At 33.8% G+C, this 24,843-nt stretch carries 26 protein-coding genes; 20 read left to right on the forward strand and 6 right to left on the reverse strand.

Annotated features, from left to right (window positions below; genetic code table 11):
• Nucleotides 1-7: 7 nt before the first annotated feature.
• The 4 genes from AC4FQ5_RS09250 to AC4FQ5_RS09265 all read left to right on the forward strand — a co-directional run bounded on the left by AC4FQ5_RS09250 (nucleotide 8) and on the right by AC4FQ5_RS09265 (nucleotide 3,419).
• Entirely contained in the window at nucleotides 8-958 is a 951-nt protein-coding gene (locus AC4FQ5_RS09250; RefSeq protein WP_491142679.1) for a GSCFA domain-containing protein, read from the forward strand.
• Between the two features lie 6 nt (nucleotides 959-964).
• Nucleotides 965-1,492 carry a DUF4269 domain-containing protein gene (locus AC4FQ5_RS09255; RefSeq protein WP_491142681.1) on the forward strand — a complete coding sequence of 176 codons (528 nt, stop codon included), beginning with the start codon at nucleotides 965-967 and terminating at the stop codon, nucleotides 1,490-1,492.
• A 5-nt stretch (nucleotides 1,493-1,497) separates the two neighbouring features.
• On the forward strand, nucleotides 1,498-2,262 hold the full coding sequence (locus AC4FQ5_RS09260) for a TatD family hydrolase (RefSeq protein WP_491142682.1): 765 nt from the start codon (nucleotides 1,498-1,500) through the stop codon (nucleotides 2,260-2,262).
• A gap of 236 nt (nucleotides 2,263-2,498) precedes the next feature.
• A complete protein-coding gene (locus tag AC4FQ5_RS09265) occupies nucleotides 2,499-3,419 on the forward strand; it encodes a hypothetical protein (RefSeq protein ID WP_491142684.1) in 921 nt (306 codons plus the stop codon).
• 36 nt (nucleotides 3,420-3,455) lie between these two features.
• On the opposite strand, the gene AC4FQ5_RS09270 is transcribed toward AC4FQ5_RS09265, so the two are convergent.
• The 6 genes from AC4FQ5_RS09270 to AC4FQ5_RS09295 all read right to left on the reverse strand — a co-directional run bounded on the left by AC4FQ5_RS09270 (nucleotide 3,456) and on the right by AC4FQ5_RS09295 (nucleotide 9,186).
• Complete coding sequence (locus tag AC4FQ5_RS09270) at nucleotides 3,456-4,715, reverse strand: DEAD/DEAH box helicase (RefSeq protein WP_300353624.1); 1,260 nt, start codon at nucleotides 4,713-4,715, stop codon at nucleotides 3,456-3,458.
• Nucleotides 4,716-4,878: 163 nt separating this feature from the next.
• A complete protein-coding gene (locus tag AC4FQ5_RS09275; protein ID WP_491142686.1) occupies nucleotides 4,879-5,367 on the reverse strand; it encodes a DUF6438 domain-containing protein in 489 nt (162 codons plus the stop codon).
• A gap of 112 nt (nucleotides 5,368-5,479) precedes the next feature.
• Nucleotides 5,480-6,463, reverse strand: a complete 984-nt coding sequence (gene obgE / locus AC4FQ5_RS09280; protein WP_491142688.1) for a GTPase ObgE — start codon at nucleotides 6,461-6,463, stop codon at nucleotides 5,480-5,482.
• Between the two features lie 81 nt (nucleotides 6,464-6,544).
• Nucleotides 6,545-7,123 (reverse strand): adenylate kinase, encoded by a 579-nt coding sequence (locus AC4FQ5_RS09285; RefSeq protein WP_491142690.1) that lies wholly within the window; start codon nucleotides 7,121-7,123, stop codon nucleotides 6,545-6,547.
• A 152-nt stretch (nucleotides 7,124-7,275) separates the two neighbouring features.
• Nucleotides 7,276-7,830, reverse strand: coding sequence for a phosphoribosyltransferase (locus AC4FQ5_RS09290; RefSeq protein WP_491142692.1), 555 nt, complete (start codon nucleotides 7,828-7,830; stop codon nucleotides 7,276-7,278).
• 384 nt (nucleotides 7,831-8,214) lie between these two features.
• A complete protein-coding gene (locus tag AC4FQ5_RS09295; protein WP_491142694.1) occupies nucleotides 8,215-9,186 on the reverse strand; it encodes a hypothetical protein in 972 nt (323 codons plus the stop codon).
• Nucleotides 9,187-9,348: 162 nt separating this feature from the next.
• On the opposite strand from AC4FQ5_RS09295, the gene AC4FQ5_RS09300 reads away from it, so the two are divergent.
• The 16 genes from AC4FQ5_RS09300 to AC4FQ5_RS09375 all read left to right on the forward strand — a co-directional run bounded on the left by AC4FQ5_RS09300 (nucleotide 9,349) and on the right by AC4FQ5_RS09375 (nucleotide 24,841).
• Complete coding sequence (locus AC4FQ5_RS09300) at nucleotides 9,349-10,635, forward strand: adenylosuccinate synthase (RefSeq protein ID WP_491142696.1); 1,287 nt, start codon at nucleotides 9,349-9,351, stop codon at nucleotides 10,633-10,635.
• 259 nt (nucleotides 10,636-10,894) lie between these two features.
• Nucleotides 10,895-11,725, forward strand: a complete 831-nt coding sequence (locus AC4FQ5_RS09305) for an energy transducer TonB (RefSeq protein ID WP_491142698.1) — start codon at nucleotides 10,895-10,897, stop codon at nucleotides 11,723-11,725.
• A gap of 167 nt (nucleotides 11,726-11,892) precedes the next feature.
• Entirely contained in the window at nucleotides 11,893-12,666 is a 774-nt protein-coding gene (locus tag AC4FQ5_RS09310) for a ParA family protein (RefSeq protein ID WP_300353640.1), read from the forward strand.
• 63 nt (nucleotides 12,667-12,729) lie between these two features.
• Entirely contained in the window at nucleotides 12,730-13,620 is an 891-nt protein-coding gene (locus tag AC4FQ5_RS09315) for a ParB/RepB/Spo0J family partition protein (protein ID WP_300353642.1), read from the forward strand.
• Nucleotides 13,621-14,268 (forward strand): DUF5683 domain-containing protein, encoded by a 648-nt coding sequence (locus AC4FQ5_RS09320; RefSeq protein WP_491142701.1) that lies wholly within the window; start codon nucleotides 13,621-13,623, stop codon nucleotides 14,266-14,268. It abuts the gene before it with no gap.
• 30 nt (nucleotides 14,269-14,298) lie between these two features.
• A complete protein-coding gene (gene dapB, locus AC4FQ5_RS09325) occupies nucleotides 14,299-15,000 on the forward strand; it encodes a 4-hydroxy-tetrahydrodipicolinate reductase (RefSeq protein WP_491142703.1) in 702 nt (233 codons plus the stop codon).
• Between the two features lie 109 nt (nucleotides 15,001-15,109).
• The gene (gene lepB, locus AC4FQ5_RS09330) at nucleotides 15,110-16,765 is read left to right on the forward strand and encodes a signal peptidase I (RefSeq protein WP_491142705.1); all 1,656 of its coding nucleotides are present in this window, start codon (nucleotides 15,110-15,112) and stop codon (nucleotides 16,763-16,765) included.
• 67 nt (nucleotides 16,766-16,832) lie between these two features.
• A complete protein-coding gene (locus tag AC4FQ5_RS09335; RefSeq protein ID WP_491142707.1) occupies nucleotides 16,833-17,441 on the forward strand; it encodes a WbqC family protein in 609 nt (202 codons plus the stop codon).
• A gap of 10 nt (nucleotides 17,442-17,451) precedes the next feature.
• Nucleotides 17,452-19,131, forward strand: a complete 1,680-nt coding sequence (locus AC4FQ5_RS09340) for a S8 family serine peptidase (RefSeq protein WP_491142708.1) — start codon at nucleotides 17,452-17,454, stop codon at nucleotides 19,129-19,131.
• A gap of 200 nt (nucleotides 19,132-19,331) precedes the next feature.
• On the forward strand, nucleotides 19,332-19,823 hold the full coding sequence (locus AC4FQ5_RS09345) for a hypothetical protein (protein WP_491142710.1): 492 nt from the start codon (nucleotides 19,332-19,334) through the stop codon (nucleotides 19,821-19,823).
• A gap of 23 nt (nucleotides 19,824-19,846) precedes the next feature.
• Nucleotides 19,847-20,536 carry a YiaD family glycine zipper/OmpA-like lipoprotein gene (locus tag AC4FQ5_RS09350; RefSeq protein ID WP_491142711.1) on the forward strand — a complete coding sequence of 230 codons (690 nt, stop codon included), beginning with the start codon at nucleotides 19,847-19,849 and terminating at the stop codon, nucleotides 20,534-20,536.
• A gap of 114 nt (nucleotides 20,537-20,650) precedes the next feature.
• On the forward strand, nucleotides 20,651-21,538 hold the full coding sequence (locus tag AC4FQ5_RS09355) for a decaprenyl-phosphate phosphoribosyltransferase (RefSeq protein ID WP_491142713.1): 888 nt from the start codon (nucleotides 20,651-20,653) through the stop codon (nucleotides 21,536-21,538).
• 82 nt (nucleotides 21,539-21,620) lie between these two features.
• Nucleotides 21,621-22,937 carry an FAD-binding oxidoreductase gene (locus AC4FQ5_RS09360; RefSeq protein WP_491142715.1) on the forward strand — a complete coding sequence of 439 codons (1,317 nt, stop codon included), beginning with the start codon at nucleotides 21,621-21,623 and terminating at the stop codon, nucleotides 22,935-22,937.
• Nucleotide 22,938: 1 nt separating this feature from the next.
• The gene (locus AC4FQ5_RS09365) at nucleotides 22,939-23,664 is read left to right on the forward strand and encodes an SDR family NAD(P)-dependent oxidoreductase (protein ID WP_491142717.1); all 726 of its coding nucleotides are present in this window, start codon (nucleotides 22,939-22,941) and stop codon (nucleotides 23,662-23,664) included.
• A 108-nt stretch (nucleotides 23,665-23,772) separates the two neighbouring features.
• Nucleotides 23,773-24,360, forward strand: coding sequence for an HAD family hydrolase (locus AC4FQ5_RS09370; RefSeq protein ID WP_491142719.1), 588 nt, complete (start codon nucleotides 23,773-23,775; stop codon nucleotides 24,358-24,360).
• Nucleotides 24,361-24,382: 22 nt separating this feature from the next.
• The gene (locus tag AC4FQ5_RS09375; RefSeq protein WP_491142720.1) at nucleotides 24,383-24,841 is read left to right on the forward strand and encodes a hypothetical protein; all 459 of its coding nucleotides are present in this window, start codon (nucleotides 24,383-24,385) and stop codon (nucleotides 24,839-24,841) included.
• Nucleotides 24,842-24,843: the final 2 nt, after the last annotated feature.

The raw sequence follows: 24,843 nt of genomic DNA on the forward strand, positions 1-24,843 counted from the left end.
CTATACAATGAAATTCAGGACAGAAGTTAATATCGCAGAATCTGACAAGAAAATTGATATTGAAGATAAAATATTTTCAATAGGTTCATGTTTCGCTTCTGAAATGTCTGAATTATTCCAGCAAGGACAATTGCAAACTGTGAACAATCCGTTCGGAATTTTATTTAATCCATTTTCGATTAATAATTCTATTAAAAGACTCCATGATTCTGAGTTTTATCACGAAGAAGAGTTGATTACTTTTAATGATGAATTTATTTCATTGGATCATCATTCAAGCTTTGATACAAGGTTTATTCATCAGACTTTAGAAAAAATCAACAAGAAAATTGTTGAAGGGAATCAGTTTCTGCAGGATTCTAATTGGGTAATCATTACTTACGGAACTTCATTTATTTATGAATTTGAACCCAAGAAAAAACTGGTTGCCAACTGTCATAAAATTCCACAGAAGTTTTTTGAAAAAAGATTACTGAGCCATCAGGAACTTACAGATTCTATTTACGATACGATTTTAAATCTGAAAGATATCTGTAAAGACGATCTTCATATTTTGTTCACTGTTTCGCCCGTCCGTCATACAAAAGACGGAATGATTGAAAATCAGCTGAGCAAATCAAAACTGATTACAGCCATTCATGAAGTCATTTCAGAGATAGAAAACTGTCATTATCTTCCTGTCTATGAGATTTTGATGGATGATCTTCGCGATTACCGTTTTTATAAAGAAGATATGATTCACCCGAATTCTCAGGCAGTCAATTATATTTTTGAGAAATTTGGAAATGCTTATTTTTCTGAAGAAACAAAAGATTTTATTAAAGAAAATTTGAAAATTTGTAAAGCTTTGGAACATCGTTCTGATGATGAAAAAGATCCTAAATATTTAGATTTTCGTGAAAAACTGAATCAGAGAATTGAAACTCAGCAGAAAAAAGCTAAGCACAAAATATTCTGATTTCAAATGATTGACTTTACGAAAATTGATTATCTGAAAAACGGAAATGAAAGACAGAAAAGAGCTTTTGAAGTTCTTACAAAATATAAAATCTTTAAAGTTTTAGAATTCTATTCGCCTATTTTGGTGGGAACTGTTCCTATAGAAATTGATATTGAAGGAAGCGATTTGGATGTTATCTGCGAGCTGGATTTTAAATTTAAGGAAGATTTTTTGGATGACATTGCATTTAGTAAGATGATTCCTTTTAATACAAATGTTAAAGTAGAATATCCAATTATAAATGGCGAAAAATCTATTGTGATAAATTTTATGCTGGAAGAGTTTCCAATTGAAATTTTTGCTCAAAATAAACCAACAACTCAGCAAAATGCATATCTGCACATGACTGCAGAGTGCAAAATATTAAACGAAAAAGGAGAAGATTTTAAACAAAAAATAATAGAATTAAAGGAAAAAGGGATTAAAACCGAACCGGCATTCGGAATTCTGTTGAATTTAGAAAACCCTTACGAAGATCTTTTAAAATTTTAGAAATAATGATTGATACGCATACCCATTTATACTCGGAAGAGTTTGATGAAGATAGAAAAGAGGCTATTCAGAGAGCTTTAGATAAAGGAATTACTGAGTTTTATCTTCCAGCCATCGATTCAGAATCTCATGAAAAAATGCTTAAGCTGGAAAGTGATTATCCGGATCAGATTTTTTCAATGATGGGATTGCATCCATGTTATGTAAAACCGGAATCATGGGAAAACGAATTAGAAATTGTAAAAAAGTACCTTGATGAAAAGGATTTCCCTGCCATCGGAGAAATAGGAATCGATTTGTATTGGGATAAAACAACATTGGATATTCAAATAAAAGCTTTTGAACAGCAAATTGATTGGGCAATCGAAAAAGATCTACCAATCGTGATTCATACAAGAGAAAGTTTTGATGAGACGTTTGAAGTTTTAGAGAGAAAAAGACATCAGAAATTGAGAGGGATTTTTCATTGCTTTTCAGGAAATCTCCAACAGGCAAATCACGCCATAGATTTAAACTTCATTTTAGGAATTGGTGGAGTAGTGACCTTCAAGAACGGAAAAATTGATCAGTTTTTAAATGAAATTCCTTTAGATAAAATCGTTCTGGAAACTGATTCTCCTTATCTCGCACCAGTTCCGTTCAGAGGAAAAAGAAACGAAAGTTCTTATCTGGATTTGGTTGCAGGAAAGTTGGTGAATATTTATAATAAAGATTTTGCTGAAATTGATAAGATTACAACTGAGAATGCTAAAAAATTATTTAGTAAATAATGATAAGCAGAATTTTTGATTTTTTCGAAAATACTCAGATGATGAGGTACATAATGTTTGTTATGTATGGTATTATCAATTTACTTTTCGTTGTCAAATACGGAATAAAACAGGATATAATACCAATTTATATTCTGATTATATTATTTTGTTTATCTCAGTTTTTTTTACTTAAAAGTTATAATTTTTTTTTAAAAAAAATAAAGATCACAAATACTGTTGTTTACTCATTTATTTTGCTGAGTACAGTTTTGTATATTTTTCTGAGCCACATTATAAAAGATCCTTATGAGCTAAAGATCGACAGATGGCAGACAATAGAGTATTCTCTGGACTATTGGATTCACGGAAAATATATTTATGATACTAAGAATTTTATGGGAAATGTTTCCTCCTATTTACCGGGACAGCTCGTTTTTTTAGTAGGATTTTATCTTTTGGGCAATGTAGGATATATTCAGGTTGCAAGTTTGCTGATATTTTCCTGTGCGATTTTGTGGGCTTTTAGAAACAATACAATTAGATTGTACGGAATTGCTCTTTTGATGATCTCACTCTCATTTTTATATGAAGCAATCTGTAAAAGTGATTTTATTTCTTCGTTTATTATAGTTTCTGTTTTTATTCTTTACTGGCATAAAAAATTTGAGAGAGATTACTTTCAAAAGTCTATTTTGTTAGGTTTTATCGTAGGAGTGCTTTTTCTTACGCGAAGTGTTGTCGTGATACCGCTGATTTTGTTTTTATTGAAACCTTTTTGGGAAACAGAGATCAAGCGAAAAATAAAATTTTTGACTGCTTTTTCTTTAACAGTGCTTATTTTATTAGCTTCAGTACTTTTGCCAGCTGAGAATTTTGAATATATTCTGAAACATAATCCTTTAAAAATGCAGGGTCAGTCTAATATTTTTGTGGTCTTGTTTTTCCTTTTACTGTCTGTTGTTTTTTCTTTTTACATAAAAAATATCAAGCAGGTATTTTACTTATCAGCTATTATTATTTTTTGTTTGATGAGTAGTTATGTAATTGAATATATTATCAATGGATACGATTATAATTTCTTAAATATTACTTATGTTGCCGCTGCGCTTCCTTTTTGCATTATCAGTTATTGTTTTTTATTAAATGATAATGGGTATAAAGGTAGTAATGATTAAAAAAAAGTCCCTCTCAGATGGAGAAGGACTTTTAATTTATTTCTTTCTTAAAAAATTACTCTTATTTTTCGGCTTTTTGCTGTGATCAGATTTTTGCTGACCTGCAGGTTTTGGTCTCGGAATAAAAGGTTTATTATTAGAATCTCTCTTCTCAACAACCAGATTATCTGTATGGAAAGGATGATTTTTCTCAACAGGAATTTTCATTCCGATTAATTTTTCGGTGTCTTTCAGGTTCAGTAAATCCAATCCGTCAACAAATGAGATTGAGGATCCTTCTGCACCCGCACGTCCCGTTCTTCCGATTCTGTGAACATATGTTTCCGCTACATCTGAAAGTTCAAAATTAACAACGTATTTCAGTTCATCAATATCAATACCTCTCGCGGCGATGTCTGTTGCTACCAAAATACGTGTTCTTCCTGATTTAAAATTATTTAAAGCATTTTGTCTTGCATTTTGAGATTTGTTTCCGTGGATCGCCTCTGCTGAGATATTATTGGCTTGTAATTTTCTTGCAATTTTATCTGCTCCGTGTTTCGTTCTTGAAAAAACCAAAACAGAATCTGATATGTTATTTTGAAGAATATGGGTAAGAAGTTCAAGCTTGTTTTCCTTATCAACAAAATAAACAGCCTGTTTTATGGTTTCTGCAGTTGAAGAAATAGGAGTTACAGAAACTTTGATTGGCGTATTCAAAATTGAATCTGCCAGTTTCTGAATTTCTGTCGGCATCGTTGCAGAGAAGAAAAGTGTCTGTCTCTTTTGCGGTAAAAGTTTAATAATTCTTTTCACATCATGCACAAAACCCATGTCTAACATTCGGTCGGCTTCGTCAAGTACAAAAATTTCAAGATTTTTCAAACTGATAATTCCCTGAGCGATAAAATCTAATAATCTTCCGGGAGTTGCTACCAAAATATCAACACCTCTTCTCAAGGCTGTTTCCTGGCTTCCCTGCTTTACTCCTCCAAAAATTACCAATTTTCTCAAGGGTAAATTTTTACCGTAAGAATTGAAACTTTCTTCAATCTGTATTGCCAGTTCTCTTGTCGGAGTAAGAATAAGAGCTTTTATATGATTGTTTTTCGGACCTTTTCTTTCTGTAAGATTCTGAAGGATAGGAATAGCAAAAGCCGCTGTTTTCCCTGTTCCTGTCTGTGCAGTACCCAACAGGTCTCTGTGTTCTAAAATAGAAGGAATCGATTGTTCCTGAATAGGAGTTGGTTTTTCATAACCTTCCTTTTGAAGCGCATCTAAAATGGGCTTGATAATGTTTAAGTCTGTAAATAACAAAATGGTATTGTGTATTAAAATAGTGCGGTTGAAGCAGTATACTTCATCATTTTTAGCAAATCTGCTAAAAACTTTTAACAGAATTTTTAAGTAAAAAATTACTTTACTGGCTGAGAATGCCGCGAAATATACTGCAAAGATAGTCTAAATTAATTGAAAAAGATTATTTCACTTTTGTCCACTCTTGATTTTGCTTTAAATCTTCAAAAAACTGATATGTTTGTATTAATTTTTCAGAGCCTCTTTTACCATAATCTTCAGTGTTTTTTGAGGTTCCGTCTGCAAATTTCACTCTTAAATATGATGTCGGAAGATCAGTTACATTTTTGCTGCCATATTTATCCTGAAGATTTTTAACGTCTAAACCGTCTAACAGAGCAACCAGCTTATTGTAATCTGCTTCTTTGATCGTTGCTGTGAAAGTTCCTTCTCTCGGTTTAGAAAACTCATCTTTTGAAGTTCCTTTAGAAAAATTAAAATGTTCTGCTTCCAAAACTGCAGTTCGGTCTGGCTGAATCGTCATTTTATAGATCGGGCAAAACCCGAAACAGGCTCCGGCTTCATATTCTATCGTTGAATATTTTGACTGGCTTTTCTGAGTACTGCAAGACATTAAAAATACTACAACAATCAGGCTTAATAAATATTTCATTGTTTTATAAATTTGATTGGGGTCTCTCAATAAGTGTTCCAAATCTCCTTTTTAAGCAAATAAAAAGGATAAACAATAATGCTTATCCTAAGATTTTTTTATGTGATATTTTCTATCCGTGAAGTCTCTTCCAGATTGCATCTTTCAGCTCCATCAATCCTTCGCTGGTAATTCCGGAAAAAAACAGAGGTTTTCTGTTTTCAGGGAATTCTGCAGCAATCTCTTTTTTCAGTTCATCATCCAAAAGATCAGCTTTTGAAATCGAAATGATAAAATCTTTATCCAATAATTCAGGATTATATTCTTTCAGTTCATTTTCCAGAATTTTAAATTCCTGAAAGTGACTTTCGGAATCAGCCGGAATTAAAAACAATAAGATAGAGTTTCTTTCAATATGTCTTAAAAAACGGTGACCAAGACCTTTCCCTTCCGCTGCTCCTTCAATAATTCCCGGAATATCTGCCATTACAAAAGATTTGTAGTTTCTGTAATCTACGATTCCGAGGTTTGGAGTTAAAGTAGTAAATGCATAATCAGCAATTTTGGGTCTGGCTGCAGAAACTGAAGATAATAAGGTTGATTTTCCTGCATTTGGGAAACCTACCAAACCTACATCGGCTAAAATTTTAAGCTCAAAAACAATAAAACCTTCCTGTCCGTCCATTCCCGGCTGTGCATAACGAGGAGTCTGGTTGGTAGAAGACTTGAAGTGCTCATTTCCTTTTCCACCTTTTCCACCTTCCATGAGGATAATTTCCTGACCGTCTTCCAATATTTCACCTACAATTTCGCCTTCTTCATTTTTAGCAATCGTCCCGATAGGAACTTCGATATAAACATCTTCTCCGTATGCACCTGTTAACTGATTTTTTGCTCCGTTCTGACCACGTTCAGCTTTTACATGACGTGTGTAACGAAGCGGAAGTAAAGTCCATTCCTGAGAATTCCCCTTCATGATAACGTGACCGCCACGACCGCCGTCTCCACCATCAGGACCACCTTTGGGAATATATTTTTCACGGCGAAGATGGGCAGAACCTGCGCCACCATGACCGCTTTTACAATGAATTTTTACGTAATCTACAAAATTTGACATTTCTTATAATTATGAGTTATGAGTTATGAATTATGAGAATGAATTGTATTAATTTTTTAACTCATCACTCACAACTTTAAACTATTTTATTTTTTCTACTTCCGCAAAAAGTTTTTCAGAAATCTCGTTGATTTCTCCAACACCGTTGATCTCTACATATTTACCTTGTTGTTTGTAAAGCTCGGCAACTTCTGCTGTTTTTGCGTAGTATTCTTTTATTCTGTTTTCGATGATTTCTACATTGCTGTCATCTGATCTTCCGCTTATTTCTCCTCTTTTCAGCAATCTTTCAACTAAAATTGTATCTTCAACGACCAATGAAAGGCAAATATCGATCTCATCATTTAATTCTTCTTTTACGATTTTCTCCAATGCTTCTGTCTGAACAGCAGTTCTCGGATACCCGTCAAAAATAAATCCTGCAGCATCGGACGGTTTTCTGATTTCGTCAACCAGCATATCTGTCGTTACCTGATCAGGAACCAATTCTCCTTTATCGATATAAGATTTAGCTAATTTCCCAAGCTCAGTATCATTTTTCATGTTGAATCTGAAAAGGTCGCCTGTTGAGATTTGCTTTAAATTAAATTTCTCGATTAAGTTTTGTGCTTGAGTTCCTTTTCCACTTCCTGGAGGACCGAACAGAACAATGTTTATCATAATTTTCATTTTGCTTCAGGCTTTAGGCAGTAAGCTTTAAGCTCTTAGCTTTTTTAGTTAATATTTACTTTTTATTTAGATATAATTTTTTAAAGCTAATAGCTGTCACACTGAGCGTGTCGAAGTGCAAAAGCTAAAAGCTCATAGCAATTTTAATGGTTGATTTGCCCGTCTGCCAATTGATACAAATTCGGTAAGTTTCTACCCAATTCATCATAATCCAGTCCGTAACCCAAAACAAATTTATTTGGAATTTCTTTTCCAATATAATCCAACTTAAAATCCTTCTTGTATACTTCAGGTTTTAATAAAAAAGAAGCGATTTTTACAGATTTTGGACGTTGTGTTTCGTTGAAATATTTGAAAAGACTTTCTACTGTATTTCCTGTGTCTACAATATCTTCTACTAAAATAATGTGACGGTCTTTTACGTCTTTCGTCAGTTCCATTTTCTGGTAAACGATTCCTGTAGATTCTGTACCTGCGTAAGAACTCATCTGGATAAAAGCAATTTCGCATTCTCCCGGATAATGTTTTAAAAGGTCTGAGAAAAACATGATCACTCCGTTCAGAACACCAATGAAAACAGGAATTTCATCCTTATAATCTTCATAAATTTTTAAAGCCGTAGCTTTTACGATCTCCTGAATTTCGGCATCCTCTAAATAAGGAACAAAAGTTTTGTCGTGAACTTGTATACTTTCCATAAAATTTTTAGTAGGCGGCAAAGTTACGGAATTTTGATGAAAGTTTTTTGTGAGGTCTGTCAGGTTTACAAAACTTGTTTCGCAAAAGAAATTGCTAAAATATTTACCTATAAAAAATTCACCTCCTCTGGAGGGGTGGCGAAAATTTCAAAGAAATTTTTGACGGGGTATTTATTATCACAACTTTAAAAAGGAAAGATAAATAATTTAGATCTTCAAAATGTGGAAATTCTATCAAATTCCATTAAAGATTATCATGGAACTTTTGTGGTGATTTCGTGTGATAAAGTTTTGTCGAGGCAGATTAGAGTTGAGCAGATAATAAAACGAACTAATTATACGACACTTTCCTAATAATTATGAAAATTATCTTATTTATTGATATTAATCTGGTTTATTTATTTCTTCATCATCTTCATCATCTTCATCATCTTTAAGGAATTTAACTTGACGTTGTATTACTTCATGCTCATATCTTTTAAGCCAATTAGTTATTAACAATGAAAAAATCCGTAATATATTTTCTGTATCACTAGGTAAATATTCAATTTCTTGAGTTAGAAAAAATAAGACACCTTCTTGGATATTATCGTTATCAGAATTTTTTATGTTTATTGCTATTATAGAAAGTTTAGTGTTGTTAGTCTCAATAATTTTATTAACATATTTTCCATTATTATATGATATTTTTATTGCATTTTGAATTTCTAATAATAATCCAGTATTGTCAGTTTTGTTAAAAAAATCTCTCAAATTTTCTCCATAATGAGTTTGGATATTGTAATCGTCTCTTAACACAAATGTTCCTTCATTATATTGAGGTTTTATTTCTTGGTCAAATGCTCTGAAGCTATTCAGATATATGAGGGTATTATATTTAGGATTCGTAGAATTGAAGATAATATTTAAAGAATTGTTTAAAGTGGATAAGAGATTGGCTAAACCTGACATTATATCTTTATCAGATTCTGTTTTCCATTCCTCTGTTTTTGGAATTTGACATTCGAATTTTTGCGAATTTATGATTGTGTTTGATATATAAGAATGAGTAGCATCTTTTCTTTGGACTTCTAATTTTAAGTTATCTTTTTCTTCGTTGGATTTTAATTCATTTATAATCGCAACAGGGAATTGTGAATCATAATAAAAGCTAAGTGCTTTAAACACAATATATAAAATACTTAGGATGATTAAAATGTTTGTCCAAAAAACACCATAAATTTTATCATAGATGTTATTGGATGCTATTCCGATCAATAAGACTATTATTATTTCAATTAAATTAAAGTAGGCAAAAGTAGCTGTTACAGTTCTAATCCATTTGTCTAATTTTTCAATAGTATCTGATTTTTTCATGGTTTATTAAAAGTTTTTAAGTTTTAAATATACATAATGTTAATAAATAAATTAAAACTTCTACCCATAATTCCCACCCACCTCAAAAATAAAATCCCCCTCAAATTTGCCCACCCAATTTTTTAAAAGTAATTTTGTACGAATCTAAAATAAAAGTAAAATATGTCAACTTACGTAGTTGTAGGTCTTCAGTATGGAGATGAAGGTAAAGGAAAAATCACTGATGTTTTATCGGCAAAATCTGATTACGTTGTACGTTTCCAAGGCGGAGACAACGCTGGTCACACGGTTTATGTGGGTGAAGAGAAATTTGTTTTGCACCTTCTTCCTTCAGGAGTTTTGCAGTGTAAAGGGAAATGTATCATTGCCAATGGAGTAGTGGTAAATCCTAAATCTTTCATTAAAGAGGTAAATCAGATCGAAAGCAAAGGCTTAAGAACTGACCATATTTTTATCAGCAGAAGAGCGCATGTCATCATGCCTTACCACATTCTTTTGGATACTTACCGTGAAGAAGAACACGGAGGAACTCAGATCGGAACCACCAAAAAAGGAATCGGACCTTGCTATGAAGATAAGATTGCAAGAATCGGAATCAGAATGGTAGACCTTTTGAATCCTGAGATTTTAAGAGATAAAATCGAGAAAAACTTAAAGGTTAAAAACTCTCTTTTTGAAAAATATTACGGAAAACCAACGTTGGACGTTGAAGAAATTTACAACGAATTTTTAGAGATCGGAAAACAGCTTCAACACAGAATCATTGATACAGAAGTTGAATTGAATGAAGCGATCAGAGACGGTAAAAACGTATTGTTTGAAGGAGCTCAGGCGTTGATGCTTGATATCGACTTCGGAACATATCCTTATGTTACTTCATCTTCTCCGTCAACTGGAGGAGTTTGTACAGGAGCGGGAGTTCCGCCAACTTCATTGAAAAACCTGATCGGTGTCGCCAAAGCATATTGTACAAGAGTAGGAAACGGACCTTTCCCTTCTGAATTGGATAATGAGTTAGGAGAAAGCATCAGACAAATCGGTGGTGAATTTGGAGCGACTACGGGAAGACCTAGAAGAACAGGTTGGTTAGACTTAGTTTCTTTAAAACATGCTTGTATGATCAATGGGATCAATAACTTGGTGATTACAAAATTAGACGTTCTTACAGGAATTGAAAACCTGAAAATCGTTACCCATTATAAAACTGAGGACGGAAAAATCATCGATTATTTCACTTCTTCAACAGAAAAATTATACAACTACGAGCCGATCTACCAAGATCTACCGGGTTGGAAAGAAGATCTTACCAAAGTAAGAAGCTATGACGAACTTCCTGTTACGGCTCAGAAATACATTGAGTTTATCGAAAAGTACTTAGGAATCAATGTTTACTTGGTTTCTGTAGGTCCTGAAAGAAGTCAGAACATTATCAGAAAAGAATTATTCTAATAAAAGAATTTCAAGATAAACTTTATAAATCCTGCTTTTGAGCGGGATTTTTTTTGTTTTTGTAATGAAGGATATTCTTGACTATCTATATTGGTATTATTTCTAACATAGTTAAATTTATATTTTAACATCATTATTTCTTAAATGATTATGTTTTGATAATTTTTTGGCAAATATTTTGATGTTGTTTCAATGATTAATTCAAACAATATAGAAAACTAATAATTACAATATATTAACAATTTTAATTTTTATCGTGATGAAACACCTACAAACCAATCAGGATTTCCGTTTTAATGAAGTCCTCTTCGAAGGCCGTAACAAACAATACGGCGCTTATGTTTTAAGAAATGAATCAGACAGGATCCTAACCAAAGCACTCTTCGTAGGTGTTAGTTTATTGGCTGCAGTTTCGCTTACACCAATGTTGATTTCGGCGTTTAAAACCGTTGAACCAACTCCAGAAATCTTCGAATTGCCGCCACCGATTAACATTGTTGATGTACCAGATAATCCTGCAGTAATTTTACCTCCAAAAGCAACTTCTTCTCCTGCTGTGAAAACTGTAGATGATAGATTGCCAGAGCCAAAAGCAAACCCAATTGTTGAAAAAGTTGTTGAGAAAATAGAAGGTGCTGTTTCGGGAGTTAAAAATAATAATGAAGGAGTAGTTGCTCCGCCAAATACTTATGTTCCGACCACGCCGACTATAAGTAGTACAGGACCAATTGCTCCTCCGGCAAAGCCTCCTGTAATCGAAGTTCCGAAAGATCCAAATGCTATTGAAGTTGCGGCTGTACAGGCAAATTTTGAAGGAGGAATTGATGCTTTCAGAAATAAAGTGATCAATAAGTTTGATGGTTCAGGTTTTGTAGATGAAGGTACATTAAGTACAACTATAACTTTCATTGTAGAGACAAACGGAACAATTTCAGATATTAAAACAAATGGAAAAGATGCTTCATTTAATGCTGAAGCAATGAGAACCATAAAATCAATTAAAGGAAAATGGATTCCTGGGAAAAATAAAAATGGTGACGCTGTAAGAAGTTATTTCAAATTTCCGATCTCAATGAAGTTCGACAATTAAATATATTCAAAAACAAGTCTTGACACTTATCCACAAAATACTATTTTTTGTGGATAATTTTTTTAATGTCTAAAATCCTTATTAACAATATTTTAACTCAACTTTCGTTTTATCCACTCCTTAAAAGCAGAGAAAAAAGTGTATTTTTGAAACTTAAAGTTCAAGCAATGGCAAAAATCATAGGTATCGCTAATCAAAAAGGGGGAGTAGGAAAAACTACTACCGCTGTAAACTTAGCCGCAGCATTAGGGGTATTAGAGAAGAAAATATTAATTATTGATGCAGATCCGCAGGCTAATGCAACGTCTGGTCTTGGAGTTGAAGAAGTACAGTATTCTACATACAACCTATTGGAACACAGTGTAGAAACAAGAAACTGTATCCAAAAAACGACAACTCCCAATTTAGATATTGTACCTTCTCATATTGATCTGGTTGCTGCAGAAATTGAATTGGTTGATAAAGACAACCGTGAGTATATGCTTAAAAAAGCATTGCAAAGTGTAAGAGATGATTACGACTATATCATCATTGACTGTGCACCGAGTTTAGGTCTGATTACGGTCAATGCGCTTACAGCAGCTGATTCTGTGATTATCCCGATTCAATGTGAATATTTTGCTTTGGAAGGTTTGGGTAAACTTTTAAATACCATTAAAAACGTTCAGAAAATTCATAATAAAGATCTGGATATCGAAGGTTTGTTGCTGACGATGTATGACAGCAGATTGAGACTGTCCAACCAGGTTGTGGAAGAAGTTAATGCTCATTTCCCGGAAATGGTTTTTGAAACAATCATCAGCAGAAACGTAAGATTGAGTGAAGCACCAAGTTTTGGAGAAAGTATCTTAAATTATGATGCGGAAAGTAAAGGAGCGATTCAATATCTTCAGTTAGCAGAAGAAGTGCTGTTGAAAAACGAAAATTTAGTAAAGAATTAAAAAAAGCTAAAGCTGTCACACTGAGCTTGTCGAAGTGCAATAGCAAATAGTCATAAATACAATATGAAAGACAAAAAAAGAGCGATGGGACGTGGTTTGGGTGCAATTCTGAGCGCTGAATCCAAGGCTACGGTAAACTCTGCCACTGATGAAGGCGCAGATAAATTTGTAGGAAATATCGTAGAAGTTTCGATTGAAGATATTTATCCTAATCCCACTCAGCCAAGAACTTATTTTGACGAAAAAGCATTAAACGAACTTGCTCAATCTATCAAAAATCTTGGGGTAATTCAGCCGATTACTCTTAGAAAAGACGGCGAAAACTTTGAGATTATTTCAGGGGAAAGACGTTTCAGAGCGAGCAAAATTGCAGGTCTGACTTCTATTCCGGCTTACATTCGTCTGGTTAATGACCAGGAATTGCTGGAGATGGCTCTTGTTGAAAACATTCAGCGTGAAGATCTTGATTCTATTGAGATTGCATTGACGTATCAGAGACTTTTAGACGAGATCGGAATGACTCAGGAAAATCTAAGCCAGAGAGTCGGGAAAGACAGAAGTACAATTACCAATTCTATCAGATTGTTGAGATTGAGTCCGGATATTCAGAATGCGATCAGAAGCGGTGAGATTTCTGCAGGACACGGAAGAGCGATTATCAGTATGGATAATGATGAGCTTCAGCAGATTTTATTTGATTTAATTATTAAAGATAAATTGAATGTTCGTCAGGCTGAGCAGGCTGCAACAGCTTTGAAAAATCCAAAATCACCTGCTGCAAAATCTGTAAAGGCTGAACTTTCTAATAATTACAAAAGAGCGCAGAAAACGATTTCTGATATCTTGGATGTAAAAGTTGAAATCAAAACTACCGGAAACGGAAAAAAAGGTAAAATTGTACTCGATTTCAAAAATGAAGACGAGTTGGAATATATTTTATCTCATATTAAATAAATGAAAAAAATACTTTTCACATTTTTTCTTTGCATTTCTGCGGTTGTTTTTTCGCAGGTCATTCCTCGTGATACCGTGAATCGTGATACGAAGGTAGAAACCGTTGCGAGTGACAGCACGATGATCAATAAAATTCCTGAAACATCAATTGTTGAGACTATTGAAAAAGCAAATGCACCCGCTAAAGTAATTGTGACAAAACTAAATCCTACAAAAGCAGGTTTATATTCTGCAGTTTTGCCAGGATTAGGTCAGTTTTACAACAAAAAATACTGGAAAATTCCTATTGTTTGGGGCGCGGTAGGAGCCGGGGTAGGAATTGCGATCTGGAATCAGAATCAATATAAAAAATACAGAGAATATTACATTGCAAAGCTCAACGGAACTCCGAACGAGTTTATCGATCAAAGACCATATTTAGATAAAATAGCATTGGGGAATGCTCAGGACAGATCAAAAAGGCAGAGAGATTATGCCATTGCAATTACCGGTCTTATTTATATTTTGAATATTGTAGATGCCGTTGTAGATGCGCATTTGTATGAAGGTCGTAAAGATCCGGATCTTACATTTGCACCGGCTGTGATTTATGATGATTTCGGTAACAATCCGCCAAAAACGGGATTGAGTTTAAGTTTCAAGTTTTAAAACTTTTTAGATAATAATTAAATAGCTACTATGAAAATAGCATTAGTTGGATATGGGAAAATGGGCAAAATAATCGATGAGATTGCCACAAAAAGAGGTCATGAAGTTGTTGCCCGATTAAAAGAAACTCCAACTGCTGAAAATTTAAATAATCCGGATGTTGTCATCGAATTTTCTCTTCCTGAGGTTGCTTTCAATAATATTAAAGCCTGTCTGGAAAATAAAGTTCCCGTCATCTGTGGAACGACAGGCTGGCTTGAAAGAAAATCTGAAATTGAAAATCTGGCTGTTCAGAACGAAACAGCATTTTTATATGGATCAAATTTTAGTTTAGGTGTAAATTTATTTTTTGCTTTAAACGAAAAATTAGCTGACTTAATGAAAAGTGTTGATGAATATTCTTGTCAACTGGAAGAGATTCATCACATTCACAAATTAGATGCTCCAAGTGGTACTGCTATTTCTTTGGCAGAAGGAATTATTAAAAACAATCCGAAATATGATGCTTGGAAGCTAGAAGAAACTCAGGATAAACAATTAGGCATTTTCGCTATTCGTGAAGATGAAGTTCCCGGAACTCACAGCGTTTTTTACAGAAGTGAAGTTGATGAGATTGAGATAAAACACACGGCATTCAACAGAAACGGTTTTGCTTTAGGCGCAGTCGTAGCTGCAGAATGGATTAAAGATAAAAAAGGAAATTTCACTATGAAAGACGTTTTGGGACTCTAAGTTGTAACAAAACCGCAATTTTGCAAACTAATAAAGAGATTTGTAAAAAGAATACATTACTTATTACAGATTATTCATTACTCATATTACAGATTAGGCACAAAAATTTATGAATTATTTTTTAACGTATACAGTTTATGTTCTCATTTTGTCAGTATTGATGGGGATTTCCACTTGGAAGCTGTTCAAGAAAATGGGGTATAGTCCGCTGTTCGCATTTATACCTTTCTACAATTATTTCATTATTTTAAAAGAAACAAAGCATCCGAAATGGTGGGCGATTTTATCGTATCTGCCAATTGTAGGTCCGATTATGATGTCAGTTTTTCATTTGTATTTAATGAAAAAATTTGGCAAAACTCTTTTTAAAGATCAATTGCTTACTGTGATTCTCCCTTTCATCTATATGGCAACTGTCAATTATTCTAAAGATATTGAGGTAGAAGATGAAAATGATCTTTATTTAACTGAAGAAGAAAAGAATGCAAAGAAGAAAGATACTTTTGTAGGTTCTATCACTTTTGCAGTGGTATTTGCTACGATAATTCACGTTTTTTTTACGCAGCCTTTTGGTATTCCTACTGGGTCAATGGAAAGAACGCTTTTGGTAGGAGATTTTCTTTTTGTCAATAAATGGAGCTACGGTTACAGATTACCAATGCGTCCTTTGGCAATACCTTTCCTACAGGGGACAATTCTTGACACGGGAGAAAAAGGAAACCCGAAAGATGATCCGAAATCTTATGTTGAAGGGGTGAAATTACCGTATGAAAGAATATTTCAATTCAATAAACCTCAGAGAAACGATGTTGTAGTTTTCAATTATCCTAGAGATTCTGTACATACGTCAATTGACAGAAGAGATCCGTATGTTAAAAGATTGGTAGCTGTTGCAGGGGATACTTTCGAAATGAGAAACGGAAGATTGTTTGTAAATGGTAAGCCTGAAACTGTTTTAGGGGATCAGGAAGTTCAGCATTCATTTACTGTAAATACTGGAACACAATTAGATATTCCGGCATTATATAATACTTACGGATTTTTACCTGTAAGAGAAACCCAGACTAATACAGGGTTTGAATATACCTTTCAGGGTTTAACGGATAAAACAGCTAAGGAAATCAAAACATTGCCAAATGTTGTTGATATGAAAGAGAATATCTTTCCAAAAGATTCAGGAACGGTTTCTCATAAATTAAATGCTGAAAAAAATGCGTACACAAAAAGTATAGACACAACGCAATCAATTTTCCCGATCAACAAACCTTGGAATCAGGATTGGTACGGACCTCTTAAAATCCCTAAAAAAGGAGATGTTGTTACACTTAATCAGGAAACGTTACCTGAATATCAGTGGATTATTTCAGAATACGAACACAACAAACTTGAAAATAAAAACGGTAAAATCTTCATCAACGGAAAAGAAACCAACCAATATACAATTCAACAGGATTATTATATGATGGTAGGAGACAACAGAGACGCTTCACTGGATGCAAGATTCTTTGGTTTTGTTCCTGAGGAAAATATCGTGGGAAAACCAATGTTTACCTGGATGAGTGTTCAGGGAGCCTTTAAAGATTCAAGTTCTTCATATCAGGCACCATTTAAGGTTCGCTGGGAAAGAATGTTCAAAGCAACTAATACAGGAGAAGCGAATAAAACTTCTTATTGGTGGATTGCAGCAATGATTCTTGTCCTTTTCTTTGGCTGGGAATATTTTGTTAAACTTTTCGGAAAGAAAAAAACTGAAGAAGATTTATAACTAAATTTGTAAACTAAAATTAAAATGAAGTATTTGAAAAAGTACTTCATTTTTATATATAATAACAATGCAGAAAGTATTATTACCGGTATTTTATCTACCACCTATTTCATGGTTTTCAGTGTATTTAGATCCTGAAAATGATGTCGTTTTTGAGCAGTATGAGAGTTTCCCCAAACAGACGTACAGAAACAGAACCAATATTTACGGAGCAAACGGGAAGCTTTCACTCATCATTCCGATCAATCATACAGGAAAAAAAGAAATGAAAGATATTGAAATGTCTTACAGGGAAGATTGGCAGAAGCTTCATTGGAAATCTATAAAAACTGCTTATCAGAGTTCGCCGTATTTTGAATACTATGAAGATCAGTTTAAAGTTCTTTATGACACGAAAGAAAAGTTTTTGTTAGATTTTAATCTTAAAAGTATCGGTATTATTAAAAAAATTCTGAAAACGGAAAAGGCACAATCTTTGAATGAAGAATACATCAAAAATCCTTCGGAAATTAATTTTCGTGAGCAGTTTTCTGCGAAAGTTCCGTCTGAATTTGAAATGGAAGAATATTATCAAACTTTCACAGATAAACATGGTTTTTTGAAAGATTTGTCAATAATTGATCTTATCTGTAACAAAGGACCGGAATCTGTGACTTATCTTAAAAATATTAAATAATTCTAATAAAATGAAGAAAATAGTATTGGCTGCTGTCTTTTTAGCAGGTTTCAGTTTTACGTACGCACAAGAATCAAAAGCTGCGGCTGTTGATCCAAAAGAAGATAAAGATTTGATGACTTGGTATCACAAAGATTTTGCCGCTTCAAAAGTCTATGGTGTAAATACCGCAAACGCTTATAAATATCTTGAATCTAAAGGTCTTAAACCCAAAACTGTTATTGTGGGAGTTTTAGACAGTGGTGTTCAGGTTGACCACCCGGGATTGGTGAAAAATATATGGTCAAATCCGAATGAAGTTCCTGGAAACGGGAAAGATGACGACGGAAATGGTTACATTGATGACGTTCACGGTTGGAATTTCATTGGTGGAAAAAATGGTGATATTGATGTTGATAACATGGAAGTTACCAGAGTTGTTGCAAAATATAAACCGATTTTCGAAGGTGATGATTCTACAAAGAACAAAGCAAATCAGGCAAAAATGCCGGAAGAATTTGCAATGTATATGAAGTCTAAAGAGCTTTATTCTAAAAAAAGTGTGGAAGCAAAGCAGGGATTTCAGACATATACGATGATCAATGAGTTGATTCCGAATATGGTAAAGATGTTGGGCGGAAAATCTGTAACTCCTGAAAATATCGCTGCTGTTAAAGCTCCGACTGATCAGAAAGACGCGATGGCATTACAGGTTCTTAAGCAAGTTTCTCAAAGCCCGGAATTTGCAGGGAAATCAGCTGAAGATTTTGAGAAGACAATGAAGGAGCAAATGAAAGAGGCTCTTGATGAAGTAGGTCCATCTTCAAAGCAATACGATATTTCTTATGATCCGAGAAAAGAAATTGTGGGTGATAATTATGATGATTACTCTGAGAAAAATTACGGAAACAACCATTATGAAGGTCCGGATGCCATGCACGGAACCCACGTAGCCGGAATTATTGCAGGAACTCCTCAAGGTAAAGAAATTCAGTACGGTGTAGCTTCTAAAGTCGCAAAGATTATGTCTGTGAGAACTGTTCCGAACGGTGATGAAAGAGATAAAGACGTTGCAAATGCAATCAGATATGCAGTAGATAATGGCGCAAAAGTTTTGAATATGAGTTTTGGAAAGCCTGTTTCTCCGGGCAAAAATGTGGTTTGGGATGCCTTTAAATATGCACAGGATAAAGGTGTTCTTTTGGTAAAAGCTGCAGGAAACGAGAACGAAGATGTTGCAGAACATTTAGCCTATCCTACCAACTTTATGAATGTTTCTGATGAAGCTCCTTTTGTAAATAATGTTCTGGTAGTAGGTGCAAGTACCAACCAAAATAGCGCATTGAGAGCAGGATTCTCAAATTATAATAAAAAAATGGTCAATGTTTTTGCACCGGGTGATCAGATTTATTCAACGGTACCTCACAATGAATATAGATACCTTCAGGGAACATCAATGGCGTCTCCTGTAGTTGCAGGTGCGGCAGCAGTTTTGTTGGCTTATATGCCAAACCTGAAGCCAGAGCAGATTATTGAGGCATTGGTAAAAACCAGTAACGCAAGCACAGAAAACGAATTTGGAGAAAAATCTCAGTCCGGCGGAGTTATTGATGTGAAAAAAGCTGCGGAATATGCATTCACAAATTTCTATAAAGGAAAAACTTCCGAGGTAAAGAAACCTGCAAAAGCTAAGAAATCTGTAAGAAAATAATAATCAATTATTATTGACGTAAATACTAAAGCCCGAAAAATCGGGCTTTTTTTTATTTTGCTTCTTTTAGCATTTTGGCACGGTTTTTTGTAGTAACTTTATGAATAATAAACAGCAATATGAAATCATACGATCTGGAAGTTTATAATCAATTCCGATCACCTGATTTTATATACTTTGAAAAAATAAAATATACAATTATGAAAAAGTTAATACTTGCGGGAATGTTGGGAACATCACTTTTTGCGGTGTCTTGTTCCTCAGTAAAAAAAGCAGGAGATGCACAAAACAACAGATCAGAATTTTTGAAAATGAAAGGAGACTTTCAGATTGTAAGCATCGAATATGATAAGCAATATAAAATCAAGCCTTTTGACGAAGGTGCAGATGCGCAATGTTTTGTTGGAAGTCACTGGAGATTCATTCCAAATAATTACACGGGAGCTTATACTCTAAATGGCGGCGGAAAATGTCCTGCATTAACGCAGCCGATTAAATTTGAAGTGAAAGACGGAAATACTTTTATGTTCAAAAAAATTCAGGAAGGAACAAAAGCTAAACAAAATACAGTAGGCTATACGCTTGATGTAATCAATATGACGACCGATCAGTTTTCTTTAGAACAAAATGTGCCATTTGATGGAAGCACAGTAAGAGTTGTTTACAACTTCGAGAGAACAGGAATGAAGTAATTTAAATATTTAAAATAAACATTATGAAATTTAATAAAACATATATAGGAGCATTTTTCTTATCATCAGCATTACTATTTACGAGCTGTGAGGCTGTACAAAACTCCAATCACCAGCAGAGAGGTACAGCAGTAGGTGTTGCTTCAGGAGCTGTAATTGGTGGTATTTTGGGAAATAATGTAGGTAAAGGTAAAAATGCAGCGTTAGGTGCAGTTTTAGGAGGGGTAATTGGCGGTGTTGCCGGTAACGTGATTGGTAGTAAAATGGATAAGCAGGCTAAAGAAATTAAAGAAACTTTACCTGGTGCAGAAGTAGAAAGAGTAGGTGATGGTATTAAAATTACTTTGAACGAAAGTATTGTAACATTTGCTTTCAACTCATCTGATCTTACATCAGTTGCTAAAGCTAACTTAGATAAGCTTACTCAGGTTTTGGTAAATAATCCAGATACAAACATCAATATCTATGGTCATACAGATAGCGTAGGTGCAGATGATTATAATCAGAAACTATCTGAAAGAAGAGCAAATTCTGTAAAATCTTATCTGATTTCTAAAGGAATCGCATCCAGCAGAATGTTTGCTTTAGGTGAAGGTGAGTCTATGCCAGTAGCATCAAACGATACAGATGCAGGCAGAGCAAAAAACAGAAGAGTAGAGTTTGCCATTACAGCAAACGAAAAAATGATCAACGACGCTCAACAGGGGCAGTAATCATTTACGATATAAATATTATCATAAAAGACCGCTTTGGCGGTTTTTTTTGTATTTTTATGCGGCATGTTTTTTTGCTATAAATTCACTATTTTTGCAATCGAAATAACATAAATGAAAAAATATTTAAAACTACTTCGGGTAGAACAATGGGTGAAAAATCTTTTTGTTTTTGTACCCTTATTTTTTTCAGGTAACATCAAAAATTTAGATTTACTTAGCAAAAGTGTCTTCGCTTTCATTATATTTTCTTTGGCGGCAAGTATCGTATATATTCTGAATGATTATAATGATATCGAAGCAGACAGACAGCATCCTGAGAAAAGAAGAAGACCTTTGGCGAGCGGAGCAATTTCAAAATCAAAAGCGTTGTCAATTTTAGGAATTTTAGCCTTCGTAGATATTGCTTTGATACTCTTTGCTCAGTTTTATTTTAATGAAATTCTTTGGAAGTTCGCAACCATCATCGGAATTTATTTTGTGATGAATCTTGCCTATACATTCAAATTAAAACACGTTCCGATTATTGATATTTTCATTATTGCCACAGGATTTGTTTTAAGAGTTCAGGCGGGAGGATACATTACTGGGATTTTCATTTCACAATGGGCGACGTTGCTGACCTTCGTTCTTGCATTGGTTTTGGCAATTGGAAAAAGAAGGGGAGAATTGATCAATGCTCAGGTTTCGGGAAAGACGAGGAAAGCGTTAGATGGTTACAATGTACAGTTTGCCGATATTGCACTTTCGATTTCGGTGACTTTGGCAATCATCTGCTATCTGATGTTTACATTGTCACCTGAAGTTCAGGAGAAATTTCATTCGAGAGTTTTCTATACCGTTATTTTTGTTGTATTTGCATTTTTGAGATATCTACAGCAGACATTGGTATACAACAGAACCGAATCTCCAACCAAAATTGTTTACAGAGACCGATATATTCAGGTAACTTTGATTTTGTGGGTGGCTGCATTTTTAATTCAAATTTATTTTAAAGAATGAAATCACAAAAACTGAAAATTACAAGCAATAGTGAAAATTTAGTAGTGATTGCATATGATCTGAAAAAAATAAATAATTACAGATGAAACCGAATTTCACACAAAAAGTTACCAATTGGGGCAATTTTCCCATAGTGGAAAAAGAAATGAGGTCTGAAGACAGCTTCAAAAAAATAAAGGAATTTGTACTCAGTCACAACGAAGTCATTGCGCGAGGAAACGGAAGATGCTACGGCGACGCTTCTTTGGGCGAAAATATCTTTTCAACTAAAAAATTAAATAAATTCATCAGTTTTGACCGTCTCAATGGCATTATAGAATGTGAATCTGGAGTTTTGCTATCAGATGTGCTTGAAATTTCTGTGCCTCAAGGTTACTTTTTGTATGTTACGCCGGGAACAAAATTTGTTTCGGTAGGCGGTGCAATTGCTTCTGATGTTCATGGAAAAAATCATCATGCTGAAGGATGTTTTTCGGAATACGTTATCGAATTTAAGTTAATGACAGAAAATGGTGATATTATTATCTGCTCAAGAGAAGAAAATTCGGACAAATTTTGGGCGACGATTGGCGGAATGGGACTTACGGGAATTATTCTTTCTGCTAAGTTTAAGCTAAAAAATATTGAAACCTCATATATTCGTCAGGAAAGTATAAAAGCGGAAAATTTAGATGAAATATTCAGATTGTTTGAAGAAAGTGAAAGCTGGACGTACACGGTCGCATGGATCGACTGCCTTCAGAGAGGAAAAAATATCGGAAGAAGTATTTTGATGCGTGGCGAACATGCATATCGTCATGAATTGCCGGAAAATGAAACGAAAAACCCTTTAATTTTAAAGAAAAAATTCTCTCCGACTGTACCTTTCTATTTTCCTGGATTTGTTTTAAATGCCTTAACTGTAAGACTTTTTAATTTTTTATATTATAAAAAACAATCAAAGAAAGAAGTAAAGAATTTTGTGGATTATGAAACATTCTTTTATCCTTTGGATTTTGTAAATGACTGGAATAAAATCTATGGAAAATCAGGATTTATCCAATATCAGATGGTCATTCCGAAAGAAACTGGAAAAGAAGGAATGAAAAAAATTCTGGAAACCATTGCCAACAGCGGGAACGGATCTTTTTTGGCGGTTTTGAAACTGTTCGGAAAAAATAATCCTGAAGCTTATAATTCTTTTCCGTTCGAAGGTTACACTTTAGCCTTAGATTTTAAGGTCAATTCAAAGCTGAATAAACTGATTGATAAATTAGATGAAATTGTGCAGGAGTTTGACGGAAGAATTTATCTGACCAAAGACAGCATGAGCAGATCTTCGTTGACCGATTACCTCAGAAATGTTCAAAGCTCAAAATTTGTGTCTTTACAGCACAAAAGAATTTTAAATAATAAGTAGAATGATAGTTCTGGGAAGTACATCGGAAGTAGCGCAGGCTTTTGTAGAAAAGACACTGCAGGAAGGCGAAAAGTTTGAAAAAATCTATCTTTTTACTTCAAATAAAGAAACCACTGAAAGATTTGCAAGACATATTGACGTGAAATTTCTGCAGCAATCTGAAATCATTGAGCTTGATCTCACCAAAGAAATCAATTATCAGAATTTTGATTCGATCAATTCCAGCCTATTGTTTTGTGCGACTGGATATTTGGGAGAAGGAACGGGAGAAGGTCTTTATGACAACAAAAACACTAAGCGAATTATAGATATTAATTATTCGAAATTGGTTCCTGTAATCAATTATTTTGCACAGAAATTTGAAAGCAGAAGATCAGGAACAATCATTGGGCTTTCATCGGTTGCAGGTGACAGAGGAAGACAGAGTAATTTTATTTACGGAAGTGCAAAAGCTGCTTTTACAGCTTATCTAAGTGGATTGAGAAACTATCTTTTTGAAAAGAAAGTGCATGTTTTGACCGTAAAGCCTGGATTTATGGCAACTAAAATGACGGAAGGTTTACCTTTAAATCCGAAATTAACAGCTACTCCAAAGCAGGCTGCAGAATGTATTTACAAAGCATTTAAAAAACAGAAGAATGTAGCATACGTTTTACCGGTTTGGGGCGTTATTATGATGATTATCAGGAATATTCCTGAGTTTATTTTTAAAAAATTAAAGCTTTAAAGACCATTTTGTTTGTCATTCAGAAGGAATTTTAATCACAAAAAATAATAAAAGCTTAAATTTCTACGGAATGAAAAAAGAAGCAGATAAATTTATAAGAAAATTAAAATGAAAAAATTGTATTGTTTTGATTTTGACGGCACTATTACCTATAAAGATACGATGTTTATGTATCTTAAATTTTACAATCCTTCAAAATTCCGGGTGCAGTTTGTAAAACATATTCCACTTTTTATTTTATTAAAACTTAAACTTGCCGAGACTGAAAAAGTAAAAAAAAGCTTTATCGGATCAATTCTTAAAGGACAGCTTCAGACAAAAATTGAGGAGAAATCTAAGCAGTTTTTTGAGGAAAGTTACCCGAAAATTGTCAGAGAAAATGCTCTTGATTTTATAGGAAATATAGACAGAGAGAATACAGAAAGCTTAATGGTAACAGCTTCTCTAGACATTTGGGCAAAACCTTTTGCTGAAAAATTACAGATGAACCTTGTTGCTACCAAAGCAGAATTCAAAAACGGGGTTTTTACAGGGAATTTTATTGGTAAAAACTGCAACGGTAAAGAGAAATTAGAAAGGATAAAAGCTGAAATTTCTGACTCAAAATATGATAAAATCATAGCATTCGGAGATACTTCAGGAGATAAGTATATGCTTAAGTGGGCAAATGAAGGACATTATCAATTTTTTCACTAATTTTGAAAGATAAATATTGATTATGAATAAACTTCTTATGTTGCTTTTGGCAGTTATCATGAGCTGTACAAATGCTTCGTCACAAAAGTCAAAAGATATGCAGGCAAAAGGAGAAATTCTTGCTTCAGAAACGCAGGGAGGAGCAGATCAGGCTGGTTTTAAAATCATAAAAGATCAGACAGAACTAAAAAACAGTATTACAGAAAATTTCAGTAAATCCGGGATGGAACCTGTAATGGAAATTCCTGTTTTTCAAAAAGATAAGAACGTTGTTTTATATAATTTGGGAACTTTCAATTCGGGAGATCATAAAGTGAATGAAATAAAAAGCATTTCGGTAAAAGATAATGTATTATATGTAGAAATTCCGGAATATGAATCGGGAGGAATGGCAATTCAGGTAATGTCAAATCCCTGGTTTATTTTTTCAGTCCCTTCAAATTATCAGTTCACTTCAGTAGAATTAAAATATTCAAAATAGAA

This window comes from Chryseobacterium sp. DT-167 (assembly GCF_058310155.1).

Excerpts from the sequence above, each read along its gene's own strand:
- AC4FQ5_RS09250 (WP_491142679.1), top strand. The coding sequence starts at position 8 with ATGAAATTCAGGACAGAAGTTAATATCGCAGAATCTGACAAGAAAATT.
- AC4FQ5_RS09255 (WP_491142681.1), top strand. The coding sequence starts at position 965 with ATGATTGACTTTACGAAAATTGATTATCTGAAAAACGGAAATGAAAGA.
- AC4FQ5_RS09260 (WP_491142682.1), top strand. The coding sequence starts at position 1,498 with ATGATTGATACGCATACCCATTTATACTCGGAAGAGTTTGATGAAGAT.
- AC4FQ5_RS09275 (WP_491142686.1), bottom strand. The coding sequence starts at position 5,367 with ATGAAATATTTATTAAGCCTGATTGTTGTAGTATTTTTAATGTCTTGC.
- obgE (WP_491142688.1), bottom strand. The coding sequence starts at position 6,463 with ATGTCAAATTTTGTAGATTACGTAAAAATTCATTGTAAAAGCGGTCAT.
- AC4FQ5_RS09285 (WP_491142690.1), bottom strand. The coding sequence starts at position 7,123 with ATGATAAACATTGTTCTGTTCGGTCCTCCAGGAAGTGGAAAAGGAACT.
- AC4FQ5_RS09290 (WP_491142692.1), bottom strand. The coding sequence starts at position 7,830 with ATGGAAAGTATACAAGTTCACGACAAAACTTTTGTTCCTTATTTAGAG.
- AC4FQ5_RS09295 (WP_491142694.1), bottom strand. The coding sequence starts at position 9,186 with ATGAAAAAATCAGATACTATTGAAAAATTAGACAAATGGATTAGAACT.
- AC4FQ5_RS09300 (WP_491142696.1), top strand. The coding sequence starts at position 9,349 with ATGTCAACTTACGTAGTTGTAGGTCTTCAGTATGGAGATGAAGGTAAA.
- AC4FQ5_RS09305 (WP_491142698.1), top strand. The coding sequence starts at position 10,895 with ATGAAACACCTACAAACCAATCAGGATTTCCGTTTTAATGAAGTCCTC.
- AC4FQ5_RS09310 (WP_300353640.1), top strand. The coding sequence starts at position 11,893 with ATGGCAAAAATCATAGGTATCGCTAATCAAAAAGGGGGAGTAGGAAAA.
- AC4FQ5_RS09315 (WP_300353642.1), top strand. The coding sequence starts at position 12,730 with ATGAAAGACAAAAAAAGAGCGATGGGACGTGGTTTGGGTGCAATTCTG.
- AC4FQ5_RS09320 (WP_491142701.1), top strand. The coding sequence starts at position 13,621 with ATGAAAAAAATACTTTTCACATTTTTTCTTTGCATTTCTGCGGTTGTT.
- dapB (WP_491142703.1), top strand. The coding sequence starts at position 14,299 with ATGAAAATAGCATTAGTTGGATATGGGAAAATGGGCAAAATAATCGAT.
- lepB (WP_491142705.1), top strand. The coding sequence starts at position 15,110 with ATGAATTATTTTTTAACGTATACAGTTTATGTTCTCATTTTGTCAGTA.
- AC4FQ5_RS09335 (WP_491142707.1), top strand. The coding sequence starts at position 16,833 with ATGCAGAAAGTATTATTACCGGTATTTTATCTACCACCTATTTCATGG.
- AC4FQ5_RS09340 (WP_491142708.1), top strand. The coding sequence starts at position 17,452 with ATGAAGAAAATAGTATTGGCTGCTGTCTTTTTAGCAGGTTTCAGTTTT.
- AC4FQ5_RS09345 (WP_491142710.1), top strand. The coding sequence starts at position 19,332 with ATGAAAAAGTTAATACTTGCGGGAATGTTGGGAACATCACTTTTTGCG.
- AC4FQ5_RS09350 (WP_491142711.1), top strand. The coding sequence starts at position 19,847 with ATGAAATTTAATAAAACATATATAGGAGCATTTTTCTTATCATCAGCA.
- AC4FQ5_RS09355 (WP_491142713.1), top strand. The coding sequence starts at position 20,651 with ATGAAAAAATATTTAAAACTACTTCGGGTAGAACAATGGGTGAAAAAT.
- AC4FQ5_RS09360 (WP_491142715.1), top strand. The coding sequence starts at position 21,621 with ATGAAACCGAATTTCACACAAAAAGTTACCAATTGGGGCAATTTTCCC.
- AC4FQ5_RS09365 (WP_491142717.1), top strand. The coding sequence starts at position 22,939 with ATGATAGTTCTGGGAAGTACATCGGAAGTAGCGCAGGCTTTTGTAGAA.
- AC4FQ5_RS09370 (WP_491142719.1), top strand. The coding sequence starts at position 23,773 with ATGAAAAAATTGTATTGTTTTGATTTTGACGGCACTATTACCTATAAA.
- AC4FQ5_RS09375 (WP_491142720.1), top strand. The coding sequence starts at position 24,383 with ATGAATAAACTTCTTATGTTGCTTTTGGCAGTTATCATGAGCTGTACA.